Genomic DNA, 21513 nt, shown 5'->3' with positions numbered 1-21513 from the left:
CGGTCCGGCACTCTTCGCGATGGATCGGGCAGCAAAGTGACCAGCGTCAGTTCGAGCACCAGCAGCACGGCGGCGACCAGCTCGAGCACGTCGAGCGCCTCCTCGGTGACCACGACCGGCACCACCACGTCGACCAGTCTCGACTGGAGCGCGCTGATCACGGCGGCGGTGGACGCCAAGCTCACCCAGGCGACCACGATCTCGACCACGATCACCAACAACGAAGCCAAGGTCACCGCCTACCAGGCGCTCCAGACCGACCTCTCGACGCTGTCGAGCGGGCTGTCCTCGCTCGCGACCGCCGTCGTCAATTCGCTGGCGACCAACGTTTTTGCCACGCGCGCGGCGACCATCAGCTCGACCGGCGACGTGAGCGCGTCCTCGGCGCTCTCCATGTCGGTCAGCAACGGCGCGGCGACCGGCGATCATACGCTGACGATCAGCCAGATCGCGACAGCACAGAAGGTGCTCGGCACCTCGCAGTCGAGCGAGACCAGCGAGCTCGGCTATTCCGGTACGTTCTCCCTCGGCCTTGCGGGCGGCAGCACGGCCGATATTACCGTCGACAGCACGATGTCGCTTCAGGACATCGTCGACACCATCAACGCCCAGACCTCGACCACCAATGTCCAGGCCTCGATCGTCCAGGTGTCGAGCGGGTCCTACGAGATGGTGCTGACGGGGACCGAGGATGCCGCCGACATCAGCTATTCCAGCACGTCCGGCGACGACATCCTGAACAAGCTCGGGGTGACCGACAGCTCGGGCGCATTTTCTGACGTGTTGCAGACATCTCAGGCGGCCGAGTTCACCCTCGACGGCATCTCGATGACCCGCGATACCAACGACATCACCGACGTGCTCACGGGCGTGACCTTCAATCTGCTTCAGGCGACACCGAGCGGAACATCGCTCAACATCAGCATCGAGCCCGACACCAGTCAGATCGAAACGGCGGTCCAGACGTTCGTCACCGACTACAACACGTTTCGCGATGCGGTGATCGCCCAGCAGGCGACCGGTTCGGACGGTACGGCGGATTCGAGTGCAGTCTTGTTCGGCGACGGCACCATGCGCGACATCATGGATGCGCTCCAGAATGCCATGAACAGCACCGTCGGCGGCCTCACCATGGCCGACCTCGGCCTGTCCTTCAACGAGAACAACGAGCTCGAGCTCGACACCTCGACATTGTCGGACATCCTCAGCACGAATCTGAGCGGGGTCACCACGCTCTTGTCGGCGCAGACCAAGACCTCGTCGAGCCAGCTCACCGTCGTCAACACCGGAACGTCGCCGCAATCCTTCACCGTGGATCTCTCGGTCGATTCCTCCGGTAACCTGTCCTCGGCCTCGATCGGCGGCGATTCGTCGCTGTTCACCGTCAACGGCACCTCGATCATCGGCAATTCCGGCACGGCCTATGCCGGCATGGCCTTCACCTATTCGGGCTCGACGTCGCAGTCGATCACGGTGACCTCGACCTCCGGTCTCGCCACGCAGGTCTATCAGATCGCCAAGAATTACTCGTCGAGCTCGGGCGCGTTGCAGACGCTGATCACCAACCTGACGGACCGCGACAGCGATCTCCAGCAGAAGGTCGATGACATCGACAGCGCTGCGTCCGCCTACCAGGCGCAGCTCCAGGTCCAATACGCGAATTACCAGGCCGCGATCGAGAGCGCCAACAACACGCTCACCTATCTCAAGGCCTTGCTTAACTCCAGCTCGAGTAGTTGATGATGCATAATCCGATGGCGTACATGGCCAATCAGGCCTATCGGGGCGCGGCAACCAGCGTGCCGCCGCTGAAGGCGATCTCCATGCTGCTCGGCGGCGCGATCACCTTCCTCCAGAAGGCGCTGACCGCGCAGGAAGCGCGGCGCTTCGAGGAGGGGCACGAGCACCTGATGAAGGCGACCGCGATCCTGCGCGGCCTCAGCCACAATCTCGACTTCACCAAGGGCGGGGCGGTGGCCGAGCGGCTGTTCCAAACCTACAACGCCCTCATCCTGGCGAGTCTGAAGGCCTATGGTCGTCCGCACGCGCGCGAAAGCTTTCGGCGGATCATCGCGGGGCTGACCGAGCTTCGGGAGGCCTGGGAGTCCGTCGACACGACGGTGCGGGGTGCCAAGCCCGCACCCGGTGATTCGTCTCGCAAGGGCCACGGAAGCCCTTAGCGTCCCCCGACCCTGACGGGCCGGCGATTGCCCGGGCGCGGTTTCGGCCGCTTTTCGCAAGGTTTTGCGCGGTTTTGGCGTGGGACACCGCGCAAATCCCGGTTTTCGCCGCGCCTGCAATGCTTTATGACGAGCCTGACCGAGGTGGGATCGGCGGGCGATGGACGTCACTGAGTTTGAGGAACTGATCGACCGGCTGGGCGAGGATCTCTCGCTCTGGCCCGACGACCGGCGCTTGCCTGCCGAAGAGCTGCTTGCGCGATCCTCCGCCGCCCACGCCCTGCTGGAAGAAGCCCGTACTTTGCGCCGCGCACTCGCCGCGCCTCCGGTGCGGGCGCCCGCAGGCCTCGCCGACCGCATCGTCGCCGCTGCCGCAAAAATGAAGAGCGACACCGCCGAGCCGCGCACGGAAGGCGAGACGGCGGGGAGCTGAACTTCTCTACCGCTGACATTCTGATCCGCAGCATGACTAATCGCGCCGTCGCAAGCGACCGGCTGCGCTTTTTCGTGAGCGCGCCTTCAGCAGTGCCGCGCACGGCAGATTTTGCCTAATCGAAAGCGATTTTCGCGCGGGTGAATCCGCGCCTGAATTTATACGCCCACGCGTTTCATCAGCACACAGATTTCAAGTGCCGCCGGCCGACATCCCTGTCGCCGGCGGCGCGGGAAAGCCGGAGTTTCTGATGACGACAGTTTCCGCAACGAGTTCTGCCTCGACAGCCACCACGACGTCATCGTCGTCGAGCACGTCGTCCAGTTCGACGCTGACCTCGAGCGATTTCCTGAGTCTGCTCGTCAGCGAGCTTCAGAACCAGGATCCCCTGAACGCGACCTCGACCACGGACTTCATCAACCAGCTCACGTCTTACGCCAATTTCAGCCAGCAGCAGTCGATCAACTCCAACCTGACCTCGCTCTCCAGCTCGTTCTCGAGCCTGGTGACGCTGAACTCGGTCAACTATATCGGCCACACGGTCGAGGCGAAGACCGACACGTCGACCTTGAGCAGTGGCTCGGCGACGTTCGGCTACTCGCTGTCCTCGGCCGCTTCCGACGTCGCGATCACCGTCAAGGATTCCTCGGGTAACACGGTCTACACCGGCACCGGCACCGGGAATTCCGGCTCCAACACCTTCACCTGGGACGGCAAGAATTCCAGCGGTACCCAGCTCACTGATGGTGGCCAATACACCATTTCGGTGACCGCGACGGATTCCGCCGGAAACTCGGTGCTCAACTACACGACGATCACCGGCACCGTGACGGGCATCGACACTTCGACCTCCACGCCGTCGCTGACCGTGAACGGCGTCTCCGTCAGCGCCGCAAACATCATCGGCGTCACGTCCTGATCTTACGTCCCGATCTCTCTGGAGTTTCATCATGAGTCTCACCGGCGCATTGTCCTCAGCGATCTCGGCGCTCAGCGCGCAGAGCCAATCCCTGTCGATGATCAGCGACAACATCGCCAATACCAGCACGACGGGGTACAAGACGACCTCGGCGATGTTCGACGACCTCGTCACCGCGTCGAGCAACACGACCTCCTATGCCTCGGGCGGTGTCACTGTCTCTGGTCGCGCCAACATCACCCAGCAAGGCCTGCTCGCGGCAACCTCCAACGCCACCGACGTCGCCATCCAGGGCTCGGGCTTCTTTGTGGTGACCAGTGCCACGTCGGGCGGCACCGTCTCCTACACCCGCAACGGCGCCTTCTCGACCGACAACGCCGGCTATCTCGAGAACAACGGCAGTTACCTGGAGGGATGGCGCACCGATTCGGACGGTAACGTCGTCGGCAATGAGTCGGCGAGCAATTTGCAGGCCATCAACACCCAGGTCGCCTCGACCAGCGGCAGCGCCACGACCAAGACCACGATTGCGGCCAATTTGCCGTCGGATGCCGCAACCGGCGACACCTATACCAGCTCGATGACCGTCTACGATTCGCTTGGTGCAGCGAACTCAATGCAGGTCACCTGGACCAAGACTGGAACCAACGCCTGGAGCGCGAGCTTCGCCGATCCGACCTCGACCTCGGATACCACGACTGCGACAGGCACGACCAGCAGCACGGTCGATATCACCTTCAACAGCGACGGCTCGCTTGCCAGCACCAGCCCAAGCCCGGCAACCGTCGCGGTCACGGGTTGGACCGATGGCGCCGCCGACAGCACGATCACGATGAATCTCGGCACGGTCGGAGGCACCGACGGTCTGACGCAGTACGCCTCCGGCGAGACGACGCCCACCGTCAACGTCACCAGCATCGACTCGGACGGCCTGTCCTACGGCAAGCTGTCCAGCATCGCGATCGGCAAGAACGGCGTGGTCGACGCCACCTATTCCAACGGCCAGACCATTGCGATCTACAAGATCGCGGTGGCGACCTTTGCCGATCCAACCGGGCTTTCCGCCGCCAGCAACGGACTCTATTCCGCGACCGTGACGTCGGGGAATGCGGCCTTGCAGGCGTCCGGCGAGAACGGTGCGGGCACGATCTATGGCAGCGAGCTGGAATCCTCGACCACCGACACCTCCAGCCAGTTCTCGAGCATGATCTCGGCGCAGCAGGCCTATTCGGCAGCGTCCCAGGTCATCTCCACCGTGGACAAGATGTACGACACCCTGATCTCGGCGATGAGGTGAGTGATGCGCGGTGAGGAAGCCAAGGCTACCGGAGAGGCGCTGCTGCGCCGGCTGCGGCGGCTGGTGGCGCGGGCCGCGACCGTCAAGGGCAGCGACCGCAAGCAATTGCTCGCGCTGCTCGACGATTTCGAGACGACCCGCCGCGGCCTGTTGAAGGAATGCGCGGAGGTCGAGGGCGAGATGAGGCAGGCGACCGTCCGGACGATCGCGATCGGCGCGTATTTGCGCAACTCGCAGGCCGGTCGCGGCAAACGGCATAATTAGAAGAAGGCGATGACCATGAGTGTAGCCAAAGCCAACAGCCAAGCCACGAAGACCAACGCTGCAACCGGCGACGCACAGATCAAGTCGCTGATCGCGCTGATCGACGTCCTGACCGCGCTGGTCGCGGAGGAGAATGCGGAGCTGGCCAAGGGTCTGCCGGCCTCCCGCTTGAAGCAGGTCGACGAGAAGAACCGGCTGGCCGAGATCTTCGAGCGGACCGTCGCCGAGTGCGCGGCCGGCACGACCACCCTGAACGTGCGGGACCGTCTCCTGCGCGAGCAGCTGCTGGAGCGGATCCTGAAGCTGCGCGCGGCGATGGACGAGAATCTGGTGCGCCTGCGCGCGGCGATCGAGGCCAGCAATCGCCGGATCGAAGCCGTCATGCAGGCGATCCGCGAGCAGATTGCCGCGGTGTCGCCTTATGGCGCCTCCGGCCGTGTCGCCGCGCGCGCCGTCTCCAGCGGCACCAGCCGTAGCGCCTGACCACGAGAGGAGCCCGCCGTGTCGCTCGACATCGCACGATCGATCGCCTTCAGCGGCCTGTCGTCCACGTCGGTCCAGATCAGCGTGACGTCGTCGAACATTTCGAACGCCGACACGACGGGCTACACCAAGAAGACCGCGAACCAGTCGAGCAGCGTCACCGACGGCGTCGGCACCGGCGTCACGGTGACGGGCATCACCTCGACGGTCGACAAGCTGCTGCTGAAGTCGCTGGTCAGTGCGACCTCCGATCTCGGCTCGGCCGACACGACGAATACCTATCTGACGTCGCTGGAGAAGCTCTACGGCTCGACCAGCAGCACCGATAGTTCGTCGACCGGGACCTCGCTCGCCAACAGTATCGCCTCGCTCGAATCGGCACTGTCGTCGCTTGCGAGCACGCCGAGCAGCGCCTCGCTGCAATCCAACGTGGTCAGCGCACTCGATGACGTCACGAGCCAGTTGCGGGAGACCTCAAGCAGCATCCAGAAACTGCGCTCCAATGCCGACCAGGACATCTCGTCCTCGATCGACGACGTCAACACGGACTTGCAGAACATCGCGGATCTGAACGCCGAGATCAAGCAGACGGCGGCGGCCGGCCAGTCGACGGCCGACCTGGAGGACCAGCGCAACACCGCGCTCCAGGACGTCGCCTCGAAGATGAACGTCAGCTATTTTACGGCGTCAAACGGCGATCTCCAGATCTACACCACGACCGGGCAGGCGCTGGTCGACAGCTCCGCGCACAAGATCAGCTATACCGCCGCGGCCAACGTGTCATCATCGACGACCTACACCGCCGGTTCGTCGTCGAGCGGTTTTAGCGCGATCTCCGTGAACGGTGTCGACATCACGTCCCAGATCACCGGCGGCGATATCGGCGCGCTGATCACGTTGCGCGACAAGACTCTGCCGGCGGCGCAGTCCCAGCTCGACCAGCTCGCAACGCAGCTTGCCTCCGCGGTGAACACCGTCTCGAACAGCGCCTCCACGGTGCCGGCGCCGACCAGCCTGACGGGCACCGCCAGCGTCACCAGTAGCACGGCGCTGTCCGCCACCGGCACGGTGCGCCTCGCCGTCACCGACCAGAGCGGCAATCTGGTCTCCTACAGCGATCTCGATCTGTCGTCCTATGCCACCGTCGGCGATCTCGTCACCGCCATCAACGGCATCTCCGGAATGTCGGCGTCGGTCGATGCGAACGGCCATCTCTCGATCACGGCGACCGGCTCGGGCAATGGGGTTGCCATCAACGAGATGACGAGCTCGGTGGGAAGCTCCAGCGAGGGATTTTCCGACTATTTCGGCCTCAACGATCTCGTGACGGGAACGAGTGCGTCGGATATCGCGGTCAACAGCAGCATCCTGTCCGGCACTAGCGAGTTGCAGCTCGCGACGCTGGATTCTTCCTCGAGCCTCACGGTCGGCAGCAGCGTGCTGACATCGGGATCGGCGACGGTGGTCAATGCGTTCTACGACGCATTGACGGCGTCCCGGACGTTTTCGTCCGCCGGAGGGCTTGCGGCCACCACCGGTTCGTTCGCCGACTATGCCTCGACCATCGTGGCCGACGTCGCGACCAAGTCCTCGCAGGCGTCCACCAATTACACCGCCAAGGAGACCGCGCAGTCGACCTATGCGAGCTCGCTGTCGTCGCAGTCGGGTGTCAACCTCGACGAGGAATCGGCCAATCTGAGCACGCTCCAGAACCAGTATTCGGCGGCCTCCGCGCTGATCTCGGCCATCAACACGATGTACGCGGCGCTCATAACCGCCGTGCAGTCGTCTTAAAGCGCAGGAGCAGGCCCATGGTCGCGATGCGGATCGCCACGTTCGCCCAGTCGAACAAGATGATCGCCGACGCGATGCGCGTGGAGTCGGTCATGGCCAACGAGCAGGTCCAGGAATCGTCGGGTATGGTCTCGACCGATTACGGCGGTTATGGCTCGAACGCGCAGCATGTCGTCAATCTCCAGGTCTCGGTGACGCGCGCGCAATCCTATGTCGACGCGGCCACGCTCGCCGACAGCAAGGTCCAGGTGATGTATTCGGCCGTCGGCTCGATGACCGACATCATCACGCAGCTCCGCTCCCAGCTCAGCGCCGCCTCGACCGGCAGCTCGACCGAGACGAACTCGGTGATCTCGTCCGCTCAGCAGATGCTCGATGAGATGGGCTCGCTGATGAACACGCAATATGACGGCCAGTATGTCTTTGCCGGCGGCAAGACGGACACGGCGCCGGTCGATCTCACGAGTTTCTCGTCGGGTACGGGGTCCACGACAACGGCGGACACCAGTTACTATAAAGGTGACGACGAGATCGCCTCGGTGCGCGTCGCCTCCGACCAGACCGTCTCCTACGGAGTGACGGCCGACAATTCGGCGTTCGAGGAGGTGATGCGCGTGCTGAAGTTCGTGGCCAACAGCACCTCGCTGTCGTCCTCGGACATCACCAGTGCGCTTAATCTGGCCAGCACGGCGCTCGACGACACCGCGGCCGTGCAGGCCAAGCTGTCGAGCTCGGCATCCTCGATCGAAACGGCGAGCGCGCGCCAGACCGACTACAAGAGCTATGCCGAGACCCTGTCGAATGACCTCACCGGCGTCGACGTCGCGGCCATCACCGCACAGCTGTCGACCTACCAGGCGCAGCTCACCGCGTCCTATTCGGCAATGTCCAAGATTCTCAGCATGAATCTCGCAAGCTATTTGAAATAGGCGAGACCTGTTCGGCAGTCATTGATTTCGTCGGTTTCCCAGGACGTTCTATTTACGTGTCGCAGAGACCATACGACAGGCGGTCTGCCAACTTCATCGGCATCGTCAGGCGGGCCGGTTATCGCCGTCGGCTCGGCCAAATCGTCGCGATGGTCTAGGCAGGATTCGGTCGAGTCAGATATAGCTCGTCGATCTGGCGTCGCCTTGGAGCAGTCGCATCGGAATGAAGACCGTCTCCCTCACAGTCTCGCAGGTTTTCGAGATTGCCCTGAAAGCCTACTCCGCGGGCAAGCTCGGCCAGGCCGAGAAGACATGCGAGAAGATCCTGGCCGCCGATCCGTCGTCGGCGATCACCCTCAATCTTCTCGCGGTCGTCCACATGGCGCGGGGTCGTAACACGGCGGCTCTTGTCCATTTTGACCGGGCGCTGGCGCTGCGGCCGGACTTCGCGGAAGCGTGGAGCAATCGTGGCACCCTCCTCAAATCCTTGGGACGCCCGGCCGATGCGCTGGAGAGCTTCGGCCACGCGCTTGCGCTCCAGCCGCAGCACGTCAACGTGCTCAACAATCGCGCTGCCCTGCTGCAGGAGCTTGGCTGCAATCAGGACGCGCTGATCGACTATGATGCGGCGCTGGCGTTGCAGCCGAACTATCCGGAGGCCCTGAACAATCGCGGTATCGTTCTGCAGGCTCTGGGACGACATCAAGAGGCGCTGGCGAGCTATGCAGCCGCGCTTGCGTATCGACCCGACTTTGTCGAGACCTTCCTCAATCGGGGCATTACCCGTTATGAGCTGGGGCGTTTCGAGGATGCTGTTGCGGACTACGATCGTGCCATCGTCCTGCGGCCCAACTATGCCGATGCGTTCAGCAATCGTGGCAATGCGCTCGGCCGGTTGCACCGTCACGCGGATGCGCTGGCAAGCTACGATCGCGCGCTGGTCCTGCAGCCCAGGCATGCCGAGGCACTCTACAATCGCGGCGTTACGTTGCGCGTCCTCGGGAAGCTGGAGGCGTCGCTGGCGAGCCACGACGCCGCCCTGAAGCTGAGCCCCGATGATCCAAAGGTCCTGGTCGGCCGGGGCATCACGCTGCATGACCTGATGCGTTTCGACGAGGCCCTGACGAGCTACGATCGCGCGCTGGCGCTGCAAGCCGATCATGCCGAGGCTCATATCAATCGTGGCGCCCTGCTGCATGCGCGCGGGCATCTCGACCAGGCCTTGGAGAGCTTCGAGCGCGCGCTGATCAGTCGGCCGGACAACGTCCAAGCGCTGACCAATCGTGGCGTTGCCTTGCATGACCTGGCTCGCTATGGCGAGGTGCTGGCGGCGCACGACAAGGCTGTCGCCGCACGGCTGGACGATGCCGCAGCCCTCGACAATCGCCCCGTCACGCTTCACAAGCTGCGGCGGTTGGAGGACGCATTGGCCAGCCACGACCTGGCGATTGCGGCCGGGCCGCACCATGCCGAGGCGTTCGCCAATCGAGGCATTACCCTGTACGATCTCAAGCGTTTCGACGAGGCGTTGGCGAGCTATGAGCGCGCGATCGCCCTGCGGTCGGACTACGCCGACGCGCACTTCCTGAAAGGCCTGGCCAGCCTCGTCACCGGCGACCTGGCGTCCGGCTGGGCCGAGTATGAGTGGCGCCATAGAGCGCCGGTGGCACGACTGACGTCGCGCGAGTGGTCGCGGCCGCTCTGGCTCGGCGACGTCGATCTCGCCGGCAAGACAATCCTGCTTCACAGTGAGCAGGGCTTTGGCGATTCCATTCAGTTCTGCCGTTACGTGCCGATGGTTGCGGCGCGCGGTGCGCGCGTGGTCCTGGAGCTCGAGCAGCCGCTCTGCGGCCTGATGCGCGACCTCCCCGGCGTCGCGCAGATTGTCGTCAAGGGCGACATCCTGCCGGAGTACGATCTCCACTGTCCGCTACCGAGCTTGCCGCTGGCATTCGCGACCCGGCTGGAGACCATCCCGGCGAACGGTCCTTATTTGCATGCACCGGACTCCGCAATGGCGCAATGGTCGCTCCGGCTTCGCGACATGCACGGTTTGAAGATCGGCCTGGCCTGGGCCGGCAATCCAAACCACGTTCGCGATCGCGAACGGTCGATGCAACTGGATCATCTGCTGCCGCTGCTGGACGTCGATGTGAACTTCGTCAGCCTGCAGAAGCAGCTTGGCGCCGGCGAAGCTGAAGTGCTGTCGCGTGCCGGCATTCGTGATGTCAGCGGCGATTTGCAGGATTTCACCGACACGGCGGCGCTGATCTCGCAGCTTGATCTCATCGTCGCGGTCGATACCGGCGTTGCCCATCTGGCGGGGGCGCTCGGCAAGCCGGTCTGGATCCTGGTGACGCATGCGCCCGACTGGCGCTGGCTGCTCGATCGTGACGACAGCCCCTGGTATCCGACCGTGCGCCTGTTCCGGCAGAGCGATGACCGCGGCTGGGTCGATGTCGTTGCACGGGTGCGCGCGGCGCTCACCGCATTCGCCAACCTCCAGCCCTGAGGGCATATGTGAGCGCACTGGCGTAGCCTATTCGGCGGCGATCCGCTCCATCGCCAGGGCGCGGAGCCTGGCGCGCTGGATCTTCACGCCATTGGCGCTGTCGGTGACAGGAAAGGCGTCGACGATATAGATCCGTGCCGGAATCTTGTAACCCGCCAGCCGCTCGCGCAAGTGTGCGACCAGCGCCTCCTGTAGCGGTGGCTGATCCGCCTGGATTACGAACGCGACACAGCGTGCATGGCCCTTCAGGTCGACCGCGACGACCTGGGCATCGGCAACGCCGGCGCAGGATTTGAGCTCGTCCTCGATCTCGCCGGGCGCGACCAGGAAGCCGCCGAGCCGCATCGCATCGCCCGCACGGGTCTCATAGACAAAGGAGCCGTCGCAGCGGAGACGGCCGATGTCGCCGGTACGGAAGAAGCCGTCCGCAGTGGTTGCATCGCGCGTCGCCTCGGGATTGTTGAAATAGCCGAGAAAGCACGACGGCGCGCTGATCTCGATCTCGCCGGAGACGCCGTCGGCTGCGAGATCACCGGTCTCGGTGTCGCGCACGCGGACCCTGGCGTCAGGCGACATCGGCCAGCCGCCACCCTCGATGCGGTCGGCGAAGGCGTCGCTGGCGCGGCTGATCGAGAACAGCGCCTGCACCTCGCTCGAACCATAGAGGCCGTACAGCGGCATGCCGTGCGCCGCGGCCTCCGCGGCCAATTCGCGCCAACTGGGCTGGAACGCGGCGAAGCCGCAGACTTCGACATGCGGAAACGGGCGCGACGCGTCGGTGAGGGCGAGGATGCGGCGGAACATCTCGTCGGAGCCGAAGGCGTGCGTAATCTTGCGCTCGCTCAGGATCTTTAACGCCGGTGCCGCCTCGAATGCGTCAAGCGCGTGAATGGTCGCCCCCGCCGCGATGAAGCCGAGCAAGCTCGTCATGCCAAAAGTGCCGCAGAACGGCAGCATCGCCAGCAGCGAATGACGTTGCGGATCAAGCTTGAGCGCCTTGGCGACGGAGGTGGCGTGTGTGGCCAGCGTCCGCTGCGAATGCGCGACGAGCTTTGGCCCCTTGGTCGTGCCCGATGTGGTGTAGAGCAGCACGGGCTGATCGACGTCATCTTGGGCGGGGGCTTGCGGATAGCGCTCATCGAACGCATCGAACCGGATGCAGGGCCAGTGCGCGGGGATTGCACCCGCGCCGACCACTACGAGCTTTTGCAGCGCGGGCACCTCGGCCTTGGCGATATCGGCGAAAATGGCGGTGAAATCGATCGTGCGAAACGCGGCCTCGACCACGAGCAATTTGGCGCCGGACAATTTCAGGAGATGTGCGACCTCAGCACTGCGGTAGCGCGTATTGACCGCAGCAATGACCGCGCCGAGCCGCGCGGCGGCGAACAGCAGCGCGATCCATTCGACCCGGTTGACCAGCCAGACCGCAACCACGTCGTCCTTGCCGATGCCCTGCGCGGCAAGCCACGCTGCGGTCTGCTCGATCTTTAGGGAAAATTCCGCGCGCGAGACGGGCGTGCCGCCGAACACGAAGGCGGGATCGGCGGTGGTCTCCGATACGATCAGCGATTGCAGTGAAAAATCGTCGGCATGCATGGCAACCGGAGTAACGCGATCGGGCAAACCTGTCTACTTGGTGCCGAACATCCGGTCGCCGGCGTCGCCAAGGCCCGGCACGATGTAGCCGTGATCGTTGAGCCGCTCATCGATCGCGGCGGTCCAGATCGGTACGTCAGGATGTTCGCTCTGGAACTGGGCGATGCCTTCAGGCGCGGCCAAGAGGCAGACGAAGCGGATGTCGCGGGCGCCGCGGTTCTTGAGCAGCGACGCGCCCGCGCAGGCCGAGTTGCCGGTCGCCAGCATCGGGTCCATCAGGATCACGGTGCGGTCGGACAGGTCCTGCGGTGCCTTGAAGTAATATTCCACGGCCTGCAATGTCTCGGGGTCGCGGTAGAGCCCGATATGGGCGATGCGCGCCGAGGGCATCAGCGCCAGCATGCCGTCGAGAAAGCCGACGCCGGCGCGCAGGATCGGCGCCAACGTCAGCTTCTTGCCGGCGATCTTCGGCGCCTGCATCGGCGAGATCGGCGTCTCGATCTCGACCAGCTCCAGCGGCAGGTCGCGCGTCACCTCGTAGCAGAGCAGCATTCCGATCTCGTTCAGGATCTCGCGAAAGCTCTTGGTCGAACGGTCCTTCTCCCGCATCAGGGAAAGCTTGTGCTGGACCAGGGGGTGGGCGACGACATGGACGTTGCTGCTGCTCATGAAACCGATCTACACGGTTCCGCGAAACTGCGCCAGATCGGCCGAGGTTTTTCCGCGGGATAGGGCGGCCTTAGGCAGGCATCGCCACCGCGGTTCGCGCCCGGTTGCTCGCCTCGTAGGCAGCCATGGTCAATTCGCAGTCGATCGCGGTGAAGTCTAGACGCCGAGCCCGCGCGCGAGAAGCGTAATCACGAGCGTCAGGATCGCACCCCAGACCAGACTCAGCGTCATGGTCAGGACGGTCGTGGTGACCGCGTGCTCCAGATTTCCCTTGAGAAGATGCACGCTAGCCTCTCAGTAACCGCGCCGCCAGCACGATCAGCGGATTGCCGTGGTTCTCGATGTCGAGCTCGAAGGTGTCTGTGGGAAACACCAACGCGCACCGTGCAGGCTTGCTCTGACGGTTGGCGAAATCGACTGCGGAGCTCTTGAACAGGAACAGGCCGCCGATGCGGCCGCTTGCCTCGCGGGCGACCCAGAGCCCGGCCTTGTTGCGGCCGATGAAGAACGCCGGAATGGAAGCGCTGACGACATCGGGATCGAGCGGCCTGAGTGTTGCTGCCTGCGCCAGTTGGGCCTCGGACTCGCGACGGGAGGCTTGGAGAGCAATCGCGGCCATGGCGGCCTCCTCACACATCTGCAAGGTCATGATGGTCACCGGTGCGCTCAGGCGTGGAGGTGCCAGACATAGATTGCGGTCTTCAGCGCGATGACCGCCGCGAGCAGGCCGCCCATCGACAGCACGGCCAGCGCGCGCAGCGCGACGCGCTTGAGCTGGGCCTTGTGCTCATTCGAGATCCGCGCCGGGCGCTTAGCCCAGTTAAAAGGCCGTTCAAGGCCATGTGTCAGCATCGACATTTTGAATGTATCCTTCGTCTCCAGCAGCTGTCCCGGCCGCCGTCATCTGTCTCGTATGATGGGCGTTGCAGCATAGGAATGCGAGATGAGCGGCCGTGCTGTCGTATAGGAGCGCCATAGGCGCACCTTGCTACGCTCCGATGCTGTCGATCAGTTCCTCATCGGCGATCGCGGCGAACGCTCTTGCGATCTCGATTTGAGCCGCATCATCGAGCGGCACGATCGGCAGCCTTGTAGCTGGCAACATCAGGCCGAGCGTGCTCAGTGCAAATTTGAGCGCGGCCGGGCTTTCCCTCGAGAGGCAGGCAATGAGCGGGATGAGGCGCTTGTGCAGATAGCGCGCCGATTGCAGGCGGCCCTGCCTGACCTGGGAGAATATCGTCCGGCACAGATCCGGCGCGATGTTGGCGACCTGCGAGATCGCGCCATCGCCGCCGCAGGCGATGGTGCCGAAGGCGGTGGCGTCGTCACCGGACAGCAGGCGAAAGTCGGCCGGCAGCAGCCGGCTCAGGCGCATTGGGCGGGTGATGTCACCACTCCCATCGCGCAGCCCCACGAACTGGCGGGATTCGACGAGACGCAGAAGCGTCTCGTCGGCGAGCGGACGCAGCGTGCGGGAGGGAATGTCGTGCAGAATCACCGGTAGTCCGATCGACCCGGCAACACTGCGGAAGTGCGCGAGCATCCCGTCCTGCATCGGCTTGTTGTAGGCGGGCACCACCGACATGATGGCATCGGCGCCGGCCGCTTCTGCGCGACGCGCGAGCGCGACGGCGTGACTGGTTGAATTCGACACGGCGCCCGCGATGACCCGCGCGCGGCCGCGGACGACATCGACCGCGGTGCGAATGACGAGCTCCTGCTCGGCCGGCGAGAGCGTCGGCGCTTCGCCGGCGGTCTCGCAGACCACGAGCGCGGGAACGCCCGCTGTCACCTGGCGCTCGCAGAGTGCGGCGAACGCCTTGAGATCGATCGCGTCAGCCGCATCGAACGGCGTCGGCAGGTCCGGAATGAAGCCGGTGAACCAGGCAGAGGGAGGGATGAACATGGCTTTTTGCTGGGTGCGGCCTGCTCAGGCGGCGCGCTGCGAGAGGTTGGGGCTTTTACCCATATCGAGCTCGATCTCGCGCGGCAGCTCGACGATGGTCTCGGGATGCTGTCCGTTTTCGAACAGCGCATATTTGATGGCCTGGGCGCGACTGACGAACAGGCCGCCATAGAGGCCGTTCTGCTCTTGGGCAATCCACTGTCCCCGGTGGTTGCGGCCGATGAAGACGACGGTCGAGGGGGAGCTGCACGAGGGAGGTTCGACGAGTTTCACGGATTTGGTCCTTCCAATTGACGCAGGCAGCGGGAGCATGTCCAGCACCTGCGCGTTCAATATCTTTCCTCGTGGATATGATTTCGAGGGCGGCCGCACGACGATCTCATAGGAACGTCATAAAGCCGGCGCTCAGGCCAATTCATTAACGATATGAACCAGCGCGAACAGCGTGCCGAACGCGACGCATTCGTCCCAATGGTTGAGAGTGGTGGCGAACAGCGGCTCGCGCCTGAGGAGAGCGACGACAGCGCACAGGATGATCGACATCCAGAGCAGGGCGGCGAGGCTTCGGTTGAAGCCGACGCTGCCGAATGCAGCAAAAATTGCGAGCAGCGCGACGCGGACGGCAAAGCGTGCCAGCACGCGCGTCGGGCCTATCGCTCGCGGCATGTCCGGAGATTGCGGCAAAGCTTGAACCTGTCAGAGGCTTGAACCCGTCGGGGTTGCTCTAGCCAAAATGGTCGCAGGCGACCGGCTCATAGAGCGGGTCCAGCGCCGGACGTACGGTGGGAACGCTCGGCCGCGATACGTCCATGGCCAACGCCTGGACCTCGATGAAAGCCGACAGCAACGCAAGCGCAAGATCGGCGTGGCGGCCTTCGACCGCGGCGTCGAGCCAGTCCGGTAGTTCGCGTTCGCGCGAAAGCGCGCAGTACCATTCACCCTCGTCATAGGCGATGCGGCGGACCTGCCACAGCGGTAGCTCGAGCTCCATCAGCGCCAGCGCGGCATCGGCCCAGGCCTCCGCATCGATCAGGCGCATGAGTCGCGCGGTACGTTCGCCCTGCCCGAGCGAGGGGAAGCGCCGGCAGGCCTTGTCGATGATCTCGAGCATCAACGGCCGCGTCATCGCATGCGCATTGCGCAAGAGGTTGCTGAGCGAGGGTGGATCGTAGTGTTGGAGCGCGGCGGTCATATCAGGCCTCCCGGAATTGGCGTCGGTCAGTCGGCCGGCCTCTTCAGGATGGCTAGAAGGGCATTTGAAAACGAGATGAGAGCGGGGCGGGAGATATAAGGATTTCATAAGTGTCGGGATGGTGCGGTCAGGGACGCAATGTGTTGCCAACCGCACAGCTGTCGTCCCGGCGAAGGCCGGGACCATAACCACAGGGAGAAGTTGTAGCGCGAAGCTGGTAACTCCGAGTCTTCACCAAACCACTCTCCGTGGCTATGGGTCCCGGCCTTCGCCGGGACGACAGCTTGTATTGCCTCGCGAGCGTCGTTCGACCCACGGCACCTTTATGAGATTCCTATAACTTCGCCATAGCCCTCGTCTCGAAAACCTATGCCCGCGGTGGCATTTCAAAACGGTCAAAAGTCCCGACTGGCGCTGTGGAGATGCGTTCCATTTCCGTTTCCACTCACGCCCGCCGGACGCCTGAGAAACAGTTGCTCCCGACATAAGGACGCAACGAGGAGTATCCCCATGATGGACATTCTGATGCTGGCGCTGGGCTTCGCCTTCTTTGCCCTTGCGATCGGCTACACCTACGCCTGCGAACGGCTGTGAGGGAGCGGATCATGATTTTCGATTATGCGCTCGCTGGTGCCGTCTCGTTCGGCCTCCTGTTCTACCTCACCTACGCGCTGCTGCGGCCCGAGCGGTTCTGACCCGTGCTGCTGCTTCTCGAATTGCTGCTGGCGGACGCCGTACTCGTCGCCTGTCTCCTCGCGGTGCTGCTGCCGCTGTTGCGCCGGACACAAAGCCTGAAGGGTTAATGCCATGACTGTGATCGGTTGGTTCCAGATCATTCTTTTCTGCGCGATTATCATCGCGTTGACCAAGCCGCTCGGCTGGTACATGACGCGCGTCTTCAACGGCGAGCGGACGTTCCTGTCGCCGGTGCTGCGTCCGATCGAGGCCGGCATCTACTGGTTCTCCGGCGTCGACGAGAGGCGCGAGCAGCACTGGTTGACCTATACGGTCTCGATGCTGCTGTTCCATATCGGAGGCTTCCTCATCATCTACGGCGTGATGCGGCTCCAGGCCGTGCTGCCCTTCAATCCGGCAGGTCAGGGCGCAGTCGCCGAGGATCTCTCCTTCAACACCGCGATCTCCTTCATCACCAACACCAATTGGCAGAACTACGGCGGCGAGAGCACGATCTCCTATCTCGTGCAGATGATCGGCCTGACGCACCAGAATTTCCTGTCGGCAGCAACCGGCATCGCGCTTGCGGTGGCGCTGATCCGCGGCTTCTCGCGTGCGTCAATGCGCACGGTCGGAAATTTCTGGGTCGACGTCACCCGCTGCACGCTCTATGTGCTGCTGCCGCTCTGCGTCGTCTACACGGTGTTCCTCATCTCGCAGGGCATGCCGCAGACGCTCGGCGACTATGTTGAGGCCACGACGCTGGAAGGCGCCAAGCAGACCATCGCGGTCGGCCCGGTCGCTTCGCAAGTCGCGATCAAGATGCTGGGCACCAATGGCGGCGGCTTCTTCAATGCTAACGCGGCGCACCCCTTCGAGAACCCGACTGCGCTGTCGAACTTCGTGCAGATGATCTCGATCTTTGCACTGGGCGCTGCGCTGACCAACGTTTTCGGCCGCATGGTCGGCAACCAGCGCCAGGGCTGGGCGATCCTTTCGGTGATGGGCGTGCTGTTCCTCGCCGGTGTCGCCGTCACCTATTGGGCGGAAGCCAACGGCACCTCGACGCTGCATGCGCTCGGCCTGACCGGCGGCAACATGGAGGGCAAGGAGGTTCGCTTCGGCATCGTCGCGTCCTCGCTATTTGCCGTGATTACGACGGCCGCGTCCTGCGGCGCGGTCAACGCGATGCATGACAGCTTCACCGCGCTCGGCGGCATGATCCCGCTGATCAACATGCAGCTCGGCGAGATCATCGTCGGCGGCGTCGGCGCCGGCCTCTACGGCATGCTGCTGTTCGTCGTGCTCGCAATCTTCGTGGCGGGCCTGATGGTCGGCCGTACGCCGGAATATGTCGGCAAGAAGATCGAAGCGCGCGAGGTCAAGATGGCGATGCTCGCGATCCTGGTGTTGCCGCTGATGTATCTCGGCTGGACCGCGGTCGGCGTGGTCTATCCGGCAGCGGTCGCCTCGATGGCGAATGCTGGTCCGCACGGCTTCACCGAGGTGCTCTATGCCTTCACCTCGGCGACCGGCAATAACGGCTCGGCCTTCGCGGGCCTCACCGGCAACACCTTCTTCTACAATCTCACGCTCGCAAGCGCGATGTTCGTCGGCCGCTTCTTCATGATCATCCCGGCGATGGCGATTGCGGGCTCCCTTGCCGCCAAGAAATCGATCCCGCCGTCGGCGGGCACGTTCCCGACCACCGGCGGGCTGTTCGTCGGCCTTGTCGTCGGCGTGATCCTGATCATCGGCGGCCTGACCTTCTTCCCGGCACTCGCGCTCGGCCCCATCGTCGAGCATCTCGCGATGAACGCCGGCAACGTATTCTGATTGTTTGGAGTGACCTCCATGGAAACCATGAAACTGCAAAAACGCGCTTCCGTCTCGGCGATGCTTGACCCCAAGATCGTCGTTCCCGCGATCCGCGCATCCTTCACCAAGCTCGATCCGCGCCTGATGATCAAGAACCCCGTGATGTTCGTGGTCGAGATCGTGGCCGCGCTCACCACCGTGATCTTCCTGCGCGATCTGGTCTCGGGCGGTGCTAACCTCGGCTTCACCTTCCAGATCATCCTGTGGCTCTGGTTCACGGTGCTGTTCGCCAACTTCGCTGAAGCCGTGGCCGAAGGCCGCGGCAAGGCGCAGGCTGACTCGCTGCGCAAGACCCGCACCGAGAGCCAGGCCAAGCTGCTGAGCGGCGCCGGGCAGGCGTTCAAGCTGGTGCCGGGCACAAGCCTCAAGGTCGGCGATATCGTGCTGGTCGAGGCTGGCGACACCATTCCCTCCGACGGCGAGGTGATCGAGGGCGTCGCGTCCGTCAACGAAGCCGCCATCACCGGTGAATCCGCGCCCGTGATCCGCGAGTCCGGCGGCGATCGCTCGGCGGTGACCGGCGGCACGCAAGTGCTGTCCGACTGGATCCGGGTCCGCATCACGGCAGCTCAGGGTTCGACCTTCATCGACCGCATGATCAAGCTGGTCGAGGGCGCCGAGCGGCAGAAGACGCCGAACGAGATCGCGCTCAACATTCTGCTGGCCGGCCTCACCATCATCTTCGTGTTCGCCACCGTCACCATCCCGAGCTACGCGGCCTATGCCGGCGGCTCGATCTCGGTGGTCGTGCTGGTCGCGCTGTTCGTGACGCTGATCCCGACCACCATCGGCGCGCTGCTGTCGGCGATCGGCATTGCCGGCATGGACCGCTTGGTCCGCTTCAACGTGCTCGCGATGTCCGGCCGTGCGGTCGAGGCCGCCGGCGACGTCGACACGCTGCTGCTCGACAAGACCGGAACGATCACGCTCGGCAACCGTCAGGCGACCTCGTTCCGGCCCGTGCGCGGCGTCACCGAGCAGGAGCTGGCGGATGCAGCCCAGCTCGCCTCGCTTGCTGACGAGACGCCGGAAGGTCGCTCCATTGTCGTGCTGGCGAAAGAGAAATACGGCATCCGCGGCCGCGACATGGCCGAGCTTGGCGCGACCTTCATTCCGTTCACGGCGCAGACCCGCATGAGCGGCGTCGATGCCGGCGGCTCGTCGGTGCGCAAGGGTGCCGTCGATGCCATGCTCAACTATGTCGGTGGCGGTGCGCCGATGGCGGTTGCCTCCGGCAATGCGGCTCGCGCGATCCAGCCTGCGGCACTTTCGGATATCGGCCGTGAGGTTCAGGCCATTGCGGACGAAATCTCCAAGGCTGGCGGCACGCCGCTTGCGGTTGCTAGGGACGGAAGGCTGCTCGGCGTCATCCAGCTCAAGGACATCGTCAAGGGTGGCATCCGCGAGCGCTTCGCCGAGCTGCGCCGCATGGGCATCCGCACTATCATGATCACCGGCGACAACCCGATGACGGCGGCGGCGATCGCGGCGGAAGCCGGCGTCGACGACTTCCTGGCGCAGGCCACACCCGAGGACAAGCTCAAGCTGATCCGCGACGAGCAGGCCAAGGGCAAGCTGGTGGCGATGTGCGGCGACGGCACCAACGACGCGCCGGCGCTTGCCCAGGCCGACGTCGGCGTCGCCATGAACACCGGCACGCAGGCGGCGCGCGAGGCCGGCAACATGGTCGACCTCGATTCCAACCCGACTAAGCTGATCGAAGTGGTCGAGATCGGCAAGCAGCTCCTGATGACGCGCGGTGCGCTGACGACCTTCTCGATCGCCAACGACGTCGCAAAATACTTTGCGATCATCCCCGCGATGTTCCTGGCATTCTACCCGCAGCTCAACGTGCTCAACGTCATGAACCTGTCGAGCCCGCAGAGCGCCATCCTGTCGGCGATCATCTTCAACGCGCTCATCATCATCGCGCTGATTCCGCTCGCACTGAAAGGCGTAGCCTATCGCGCGGTCGGTGCCGGTGCGCTGCTCCGGCGCAATCTGTTGATCTACGGCTTGGGGGGCATCGTCATTCCCTTCATCGGCATCAAGGCGATCGACCTCGTCGTTGTTGCCTTGCACCTGGCTTGATCGTCGTCGCGGGGGCGCAGTGCGCGTCCCCGCGCAAAGACGAAGAATTAGGAGAAACACATGCTCAGAGAAATCCGCCCCGCCATCGTCCTGTTGCTGGTGCTCACCGCGATCACGGGCCTAGCCTATCCGCTCGCCATGACCGGCATCGCCGGTGCGATCTTCCCCGCACAGGCGCAGGGCAGCCTGATCGAACGGGATGGCAAGGTCGTCGGTTCCGCCCTGATCGGGCAGGAGTTCAAGGACGACAAATATTTCCACGGCCGCCCCTCGGCGACGCTGGCGCCGGACCCGAACGATTCGACCAAGACCGTCTCGGTGCCCTACAACGCTGGCAACTCGGGCGGCTCCAATCTCGGCCCGACCAGCAAGGCGCTGGCCGACCGGCTGAAGGAGGATGTGGACAAGCTGAAGGCTGAGAACCCGAATGCCGCCGTCCCGGTCGATCTGGTCACGACCTCGGCCAGTGGGCTCGACCCGGACATCTCGCCGGAAGCGGCGCAATTCCAGGTGCCCCGCGTGGCCAAGGCGCGGAATATGCCGGACGATCAGGTCAAGCAGCTCGTGGCTTCCAGCACCCAGGGTCGTCTGCTCGGCCTGCTTGGCGAACCGCGCGTTAACGTATTGGCGCTGAACCTCGCGCTCGATCGCGCCGCCGCAAAGTAGCGGTCTAGGCTCGCGGCGCTCCGATG

Annotated in this window: 23 protein-coding genes; 14 read left to right on the top strand and 9 right to left on the bottom strand. The window is 64.0% G+C overall.

The annotated features are described in order from the left end of the window. The first annotated feature begins 36 nt into the window (after positions 1-36). The 10 genes from fliD to UB31_RS31635 all read left to right on the top strand — a co-directional run bounded on the left by fliD (position 37) and on the right by UB31_RS31635 (position 10811). Entirely contained in the window at positions 37-1740 is a 1704-nt protein-coding gene (gene fliD, locus UB31_RS31680) for a flagellar filament capping protein FliD (RefSeq protein WP_045013659.1), read from the top strand. After that, positions 1740-2180, top strand: coding sequence for a flagellar export chaperone FliS (locus UB31_RS31675; RefSeq protein ID WP_045013658.1), 441 nt, complete (start codon positions 1740-1742; stop codon positions 2178-2180). Before fliD ends, UB31_RS31675 begins: the two co-directional genes overlap by 1 nt. 160 nt (positions 2181-2340) lie before the next feature. Beyond that, positions 2341-2613, top strand: a complete 273-nt coding sequence (locus UB31_RS31670) for a hypothetical protein (RefSeq protein WP_045013657.1) — start codon at positions 2341-2343, stop codon at positions 2611-2613. A 250-nt stretch (positions 2614-2863) separates the two neighbouring features. Continuing rightward, positions 2864-3532, top strand: coding sequence for a flagellar hook assembly protein FlgD (locus UB31_RS31665; protein WP_045013922.1), 669 nt, complete (start codon positions 2864-2866; stop codon positions 3530-3532). A gap of 31 nt (positions 3533-3563) precedes the next feature. After that, positions 3564-4829 carry a flagellar hook protein FlgE gene (gene flgE, locus UB31_RS31660; RefSeq protein ID WP_045013656.1) on the top strand — a complete coding sequence of 422 codons (1266 nt, stop codon included), beginning with the start codon at positions 3564-3566 and terminating at the stop codon, positions 4827-4829. A 3-nt stretch (positions 4830-4832) separates the two neighbouring features. Further along, a complete protein-coding gene (locus UB31_RS31655; protein ID WP_045013655.1) occupies positions 4833-5093 on the top strand; it encodes a hypothetical protein in 261 nt (86 codons plus the stop codon). A gap of 9 nt (positions 5094-5102) precedes the next feature. Continuing rightward, on the top strand, positions 5103-5576 hold the full coding sequence (locus UB31_RS31650) for a hypothetical protein (protein WP_045002040.1): 474 nt from the start codon (positions 5103-5105) through the stop codon (positions 5574-5576). Positions 5577-5594: 18 nt separating this feature from the next. Continuing rightward, on the top strand, positions 5595-7370 hold the full coding sequence (gene flgK / locus UB31_RS31645) for a flagellar hook-associated protein FlgK (RefSeq protein WP_045013654.1): 1776 nt from the start codon (positions 5595-5597) through the stop codon (positions 7368-7370). 17 nt (positions 7371-7387) lie between these two features. Continuing rightward, positions 7388-8299: a flagellin gene (locus UB31_RS31640; protein ID WP_045013653.1), complete on the top strand. Its 912-nt coding sequence runs from the start codon at positions 7388-7390 to the stop codon at positions 8297-8299. A 223-nt stretch (positions 8300-8522) separates the two neighbouring features. Further along, entirely contained in the window at positions 8523-10811 is a 2289-nt protein-coding gene (locus UB31_RS31635; RefSeq protein WP_050044891.1) for a tetratricopeptide repeat protein, read from the top strand. Positions 10812-10838: 27 nt separating this feature from the next. Here the strand turns inward: UB31_RS31635 and UB31_RS31630 are convergent, their stop codons facing one another. The 9 genes from UB31_RS31630 to UB31_RS31595 form a co-directional block, all read right to left on the bottom strand. Further along, positions 10839-12410 (bottom strand): AMP-binding protein, encoded by a 1572-nt coding sequence (locus tag UB31_RS31630; protein ID WP_045013652.1) that lies wholly within the window; start codon positions 12408-12410, stop codon positions 10839-10841. A gap of 33 nt (positions 12411-12443) precedes the next feature. Further along, the gene (gene upp, locus UB31_RS31625) at positions 12444-13079 is read right to left on the bottom strand and encodes a uracil phosphoribosyltransferase (protein WP_045002048.1); all 636 of its coding nucleotides are present in this window, start codon (positions 13077-13079) and stop codon (positions 12444-12446) included. Between the two features lie 156 nt (positions 13080-13235). Continuing rightward, positions 13236-13364, bottom strand: coding sequence for a hypothetical protein (locus UB31_RS42890; RefSeq protein ID WP_283806017.1), 129 nt, complete (start codon positions 13362-13364; stop codon positions 13236-13238). Between the two features lies 1 nt (position 13365). Beyond that, positions 13366-13728, bottom strand: coding sequence for a hypothetical protein (locus UB31_RS31620; RefSeq protein ID WP_045013920.1), 363 nt, complete (start codon positions 13726-13728; stop codon positions 13366-13368). A 17-nt stretch (positions 13729-13745) separates the two neighbouring features. Then, positions 13746-13937, bottom strand: coding sequence for a hypothetical protein (locus tag UB31_RS31615; protein WP_045013651.1), 192 nt, complete (start codon positions 13935-13937; stop codon positions 13746-13748). A 130-nt stretch (positions 13938-14067) separates the two neighbouring features. Then, positions 14068-14985, bottom strand: coding sequence for a 4-hydroxy-tetrahydrodipicolinate synthase (gene dapA, locus UB31_RS31610; protein WP_045013650.1), 918 nt, complete (start codon positions 14983-14985; stop codon positions 14068-14070). 24 nt (positions 14986-15009) lie between these two features. After that, entirely contained in the window at positions 15010-15258 is a 249-nt protein-coding gene (locus tag UB31_RS31605) for a hypothetical protein (protein WP_045002245.1), read from the bottom strand. A gap of 132 nt (positions 15259-15390) precedes the next feature. Beyond that, positions 15391-15651 carry a hypothetical protein gene (locus UB31_RS31600; protein ID WP_045002053.1) on the bottom strand — a complete coding sequence of 87 codons (261 nt, stop codon included), beginning with the start codon at positions 15649-15651 and terminating at the stop codon, positions 15391-15393. A 58-nt stretch (positions 15652-15709) separates the two neighbouring features. Beyond that, positions 15710-16177, bottom strand: a complete 468-nt coding sequence (locus UB31_RS31595; RefSeq protein ID WP_045013649.1) for a hypothetical protein — start codon at positions 16175-16177, stop codon at positions 15710-15712. Positions 16178-16782: 605 nt separating this feature from the next. Between UB31_RS31595 and UB31_RS31590 the strand changes: the two genes are divergently transcribed. The 4 genes from UB31_RS31590 (at position 16783) to UB31_RS31575 (ending at position 21487) form a co-directional block, all read left to right on the top strand. Further along, the gene (locus UB31_RS31590) at positions 16783-16872 is read left to right on the top strand and encodes a K(+)-transporting ATPase subunit F (RefSeq protein ID WP_038965694.1); all 90 of its coding nucleotides are present in this window, start codon (positions 16783-16785) and stop codon (positions 16870-16872) included. Positions 16873-16984: 112 nt separating this feature from the next. Then, entirely contained in the window at positions 16985-18688 is a 1704-nt protein-coding gene (kdpA, locus tag UB31_RS31585) for a potassium-transporting ATPase subunit KdpA (protein WP_045013648.1), read from the top strand. An 18-nt stretch (positions 18689-18706) separates the two neighbouring features. Next, positions 18707-20821: a potassium-transporting ATPase subunit KdpB gene (gene kdpB, locus UB31_RS31580; protein WP_045013647.1), complete on the top strand. Its 2115-nt coding sequence runs from the start codon at positions 18707-18709 to the stop codon at positions 20819-20821. 60 nt (positions 20822-20881) lie between these two features. After that, positions 20882-21487, top strand: coding sequence for a K(+)-transporting ATPase subunit C (locus tag UB31_RS31575; protein ID WP_045013646.1), 606 nt, complete (start codon positions 20882-20884; stop codon positions 21485-21487). Positions 21488-21513: the final 26 nt, after the last annotated feature.

Source organism: Bradyrhizobium sp. LTSP849 (genome assembly GCF_000938255.1).
Lineage (GTDB): Bacteria > Pseudomonadota > Alphaproteobacteria > Rhizobiales > Xanthobacteraceae > Bradyrhizobium.
The sequence above is the reverse complement of the archived record's forward strand: the minus strand, read 5'-3'. Positions and strand labels throughout refer to the sequence as shown.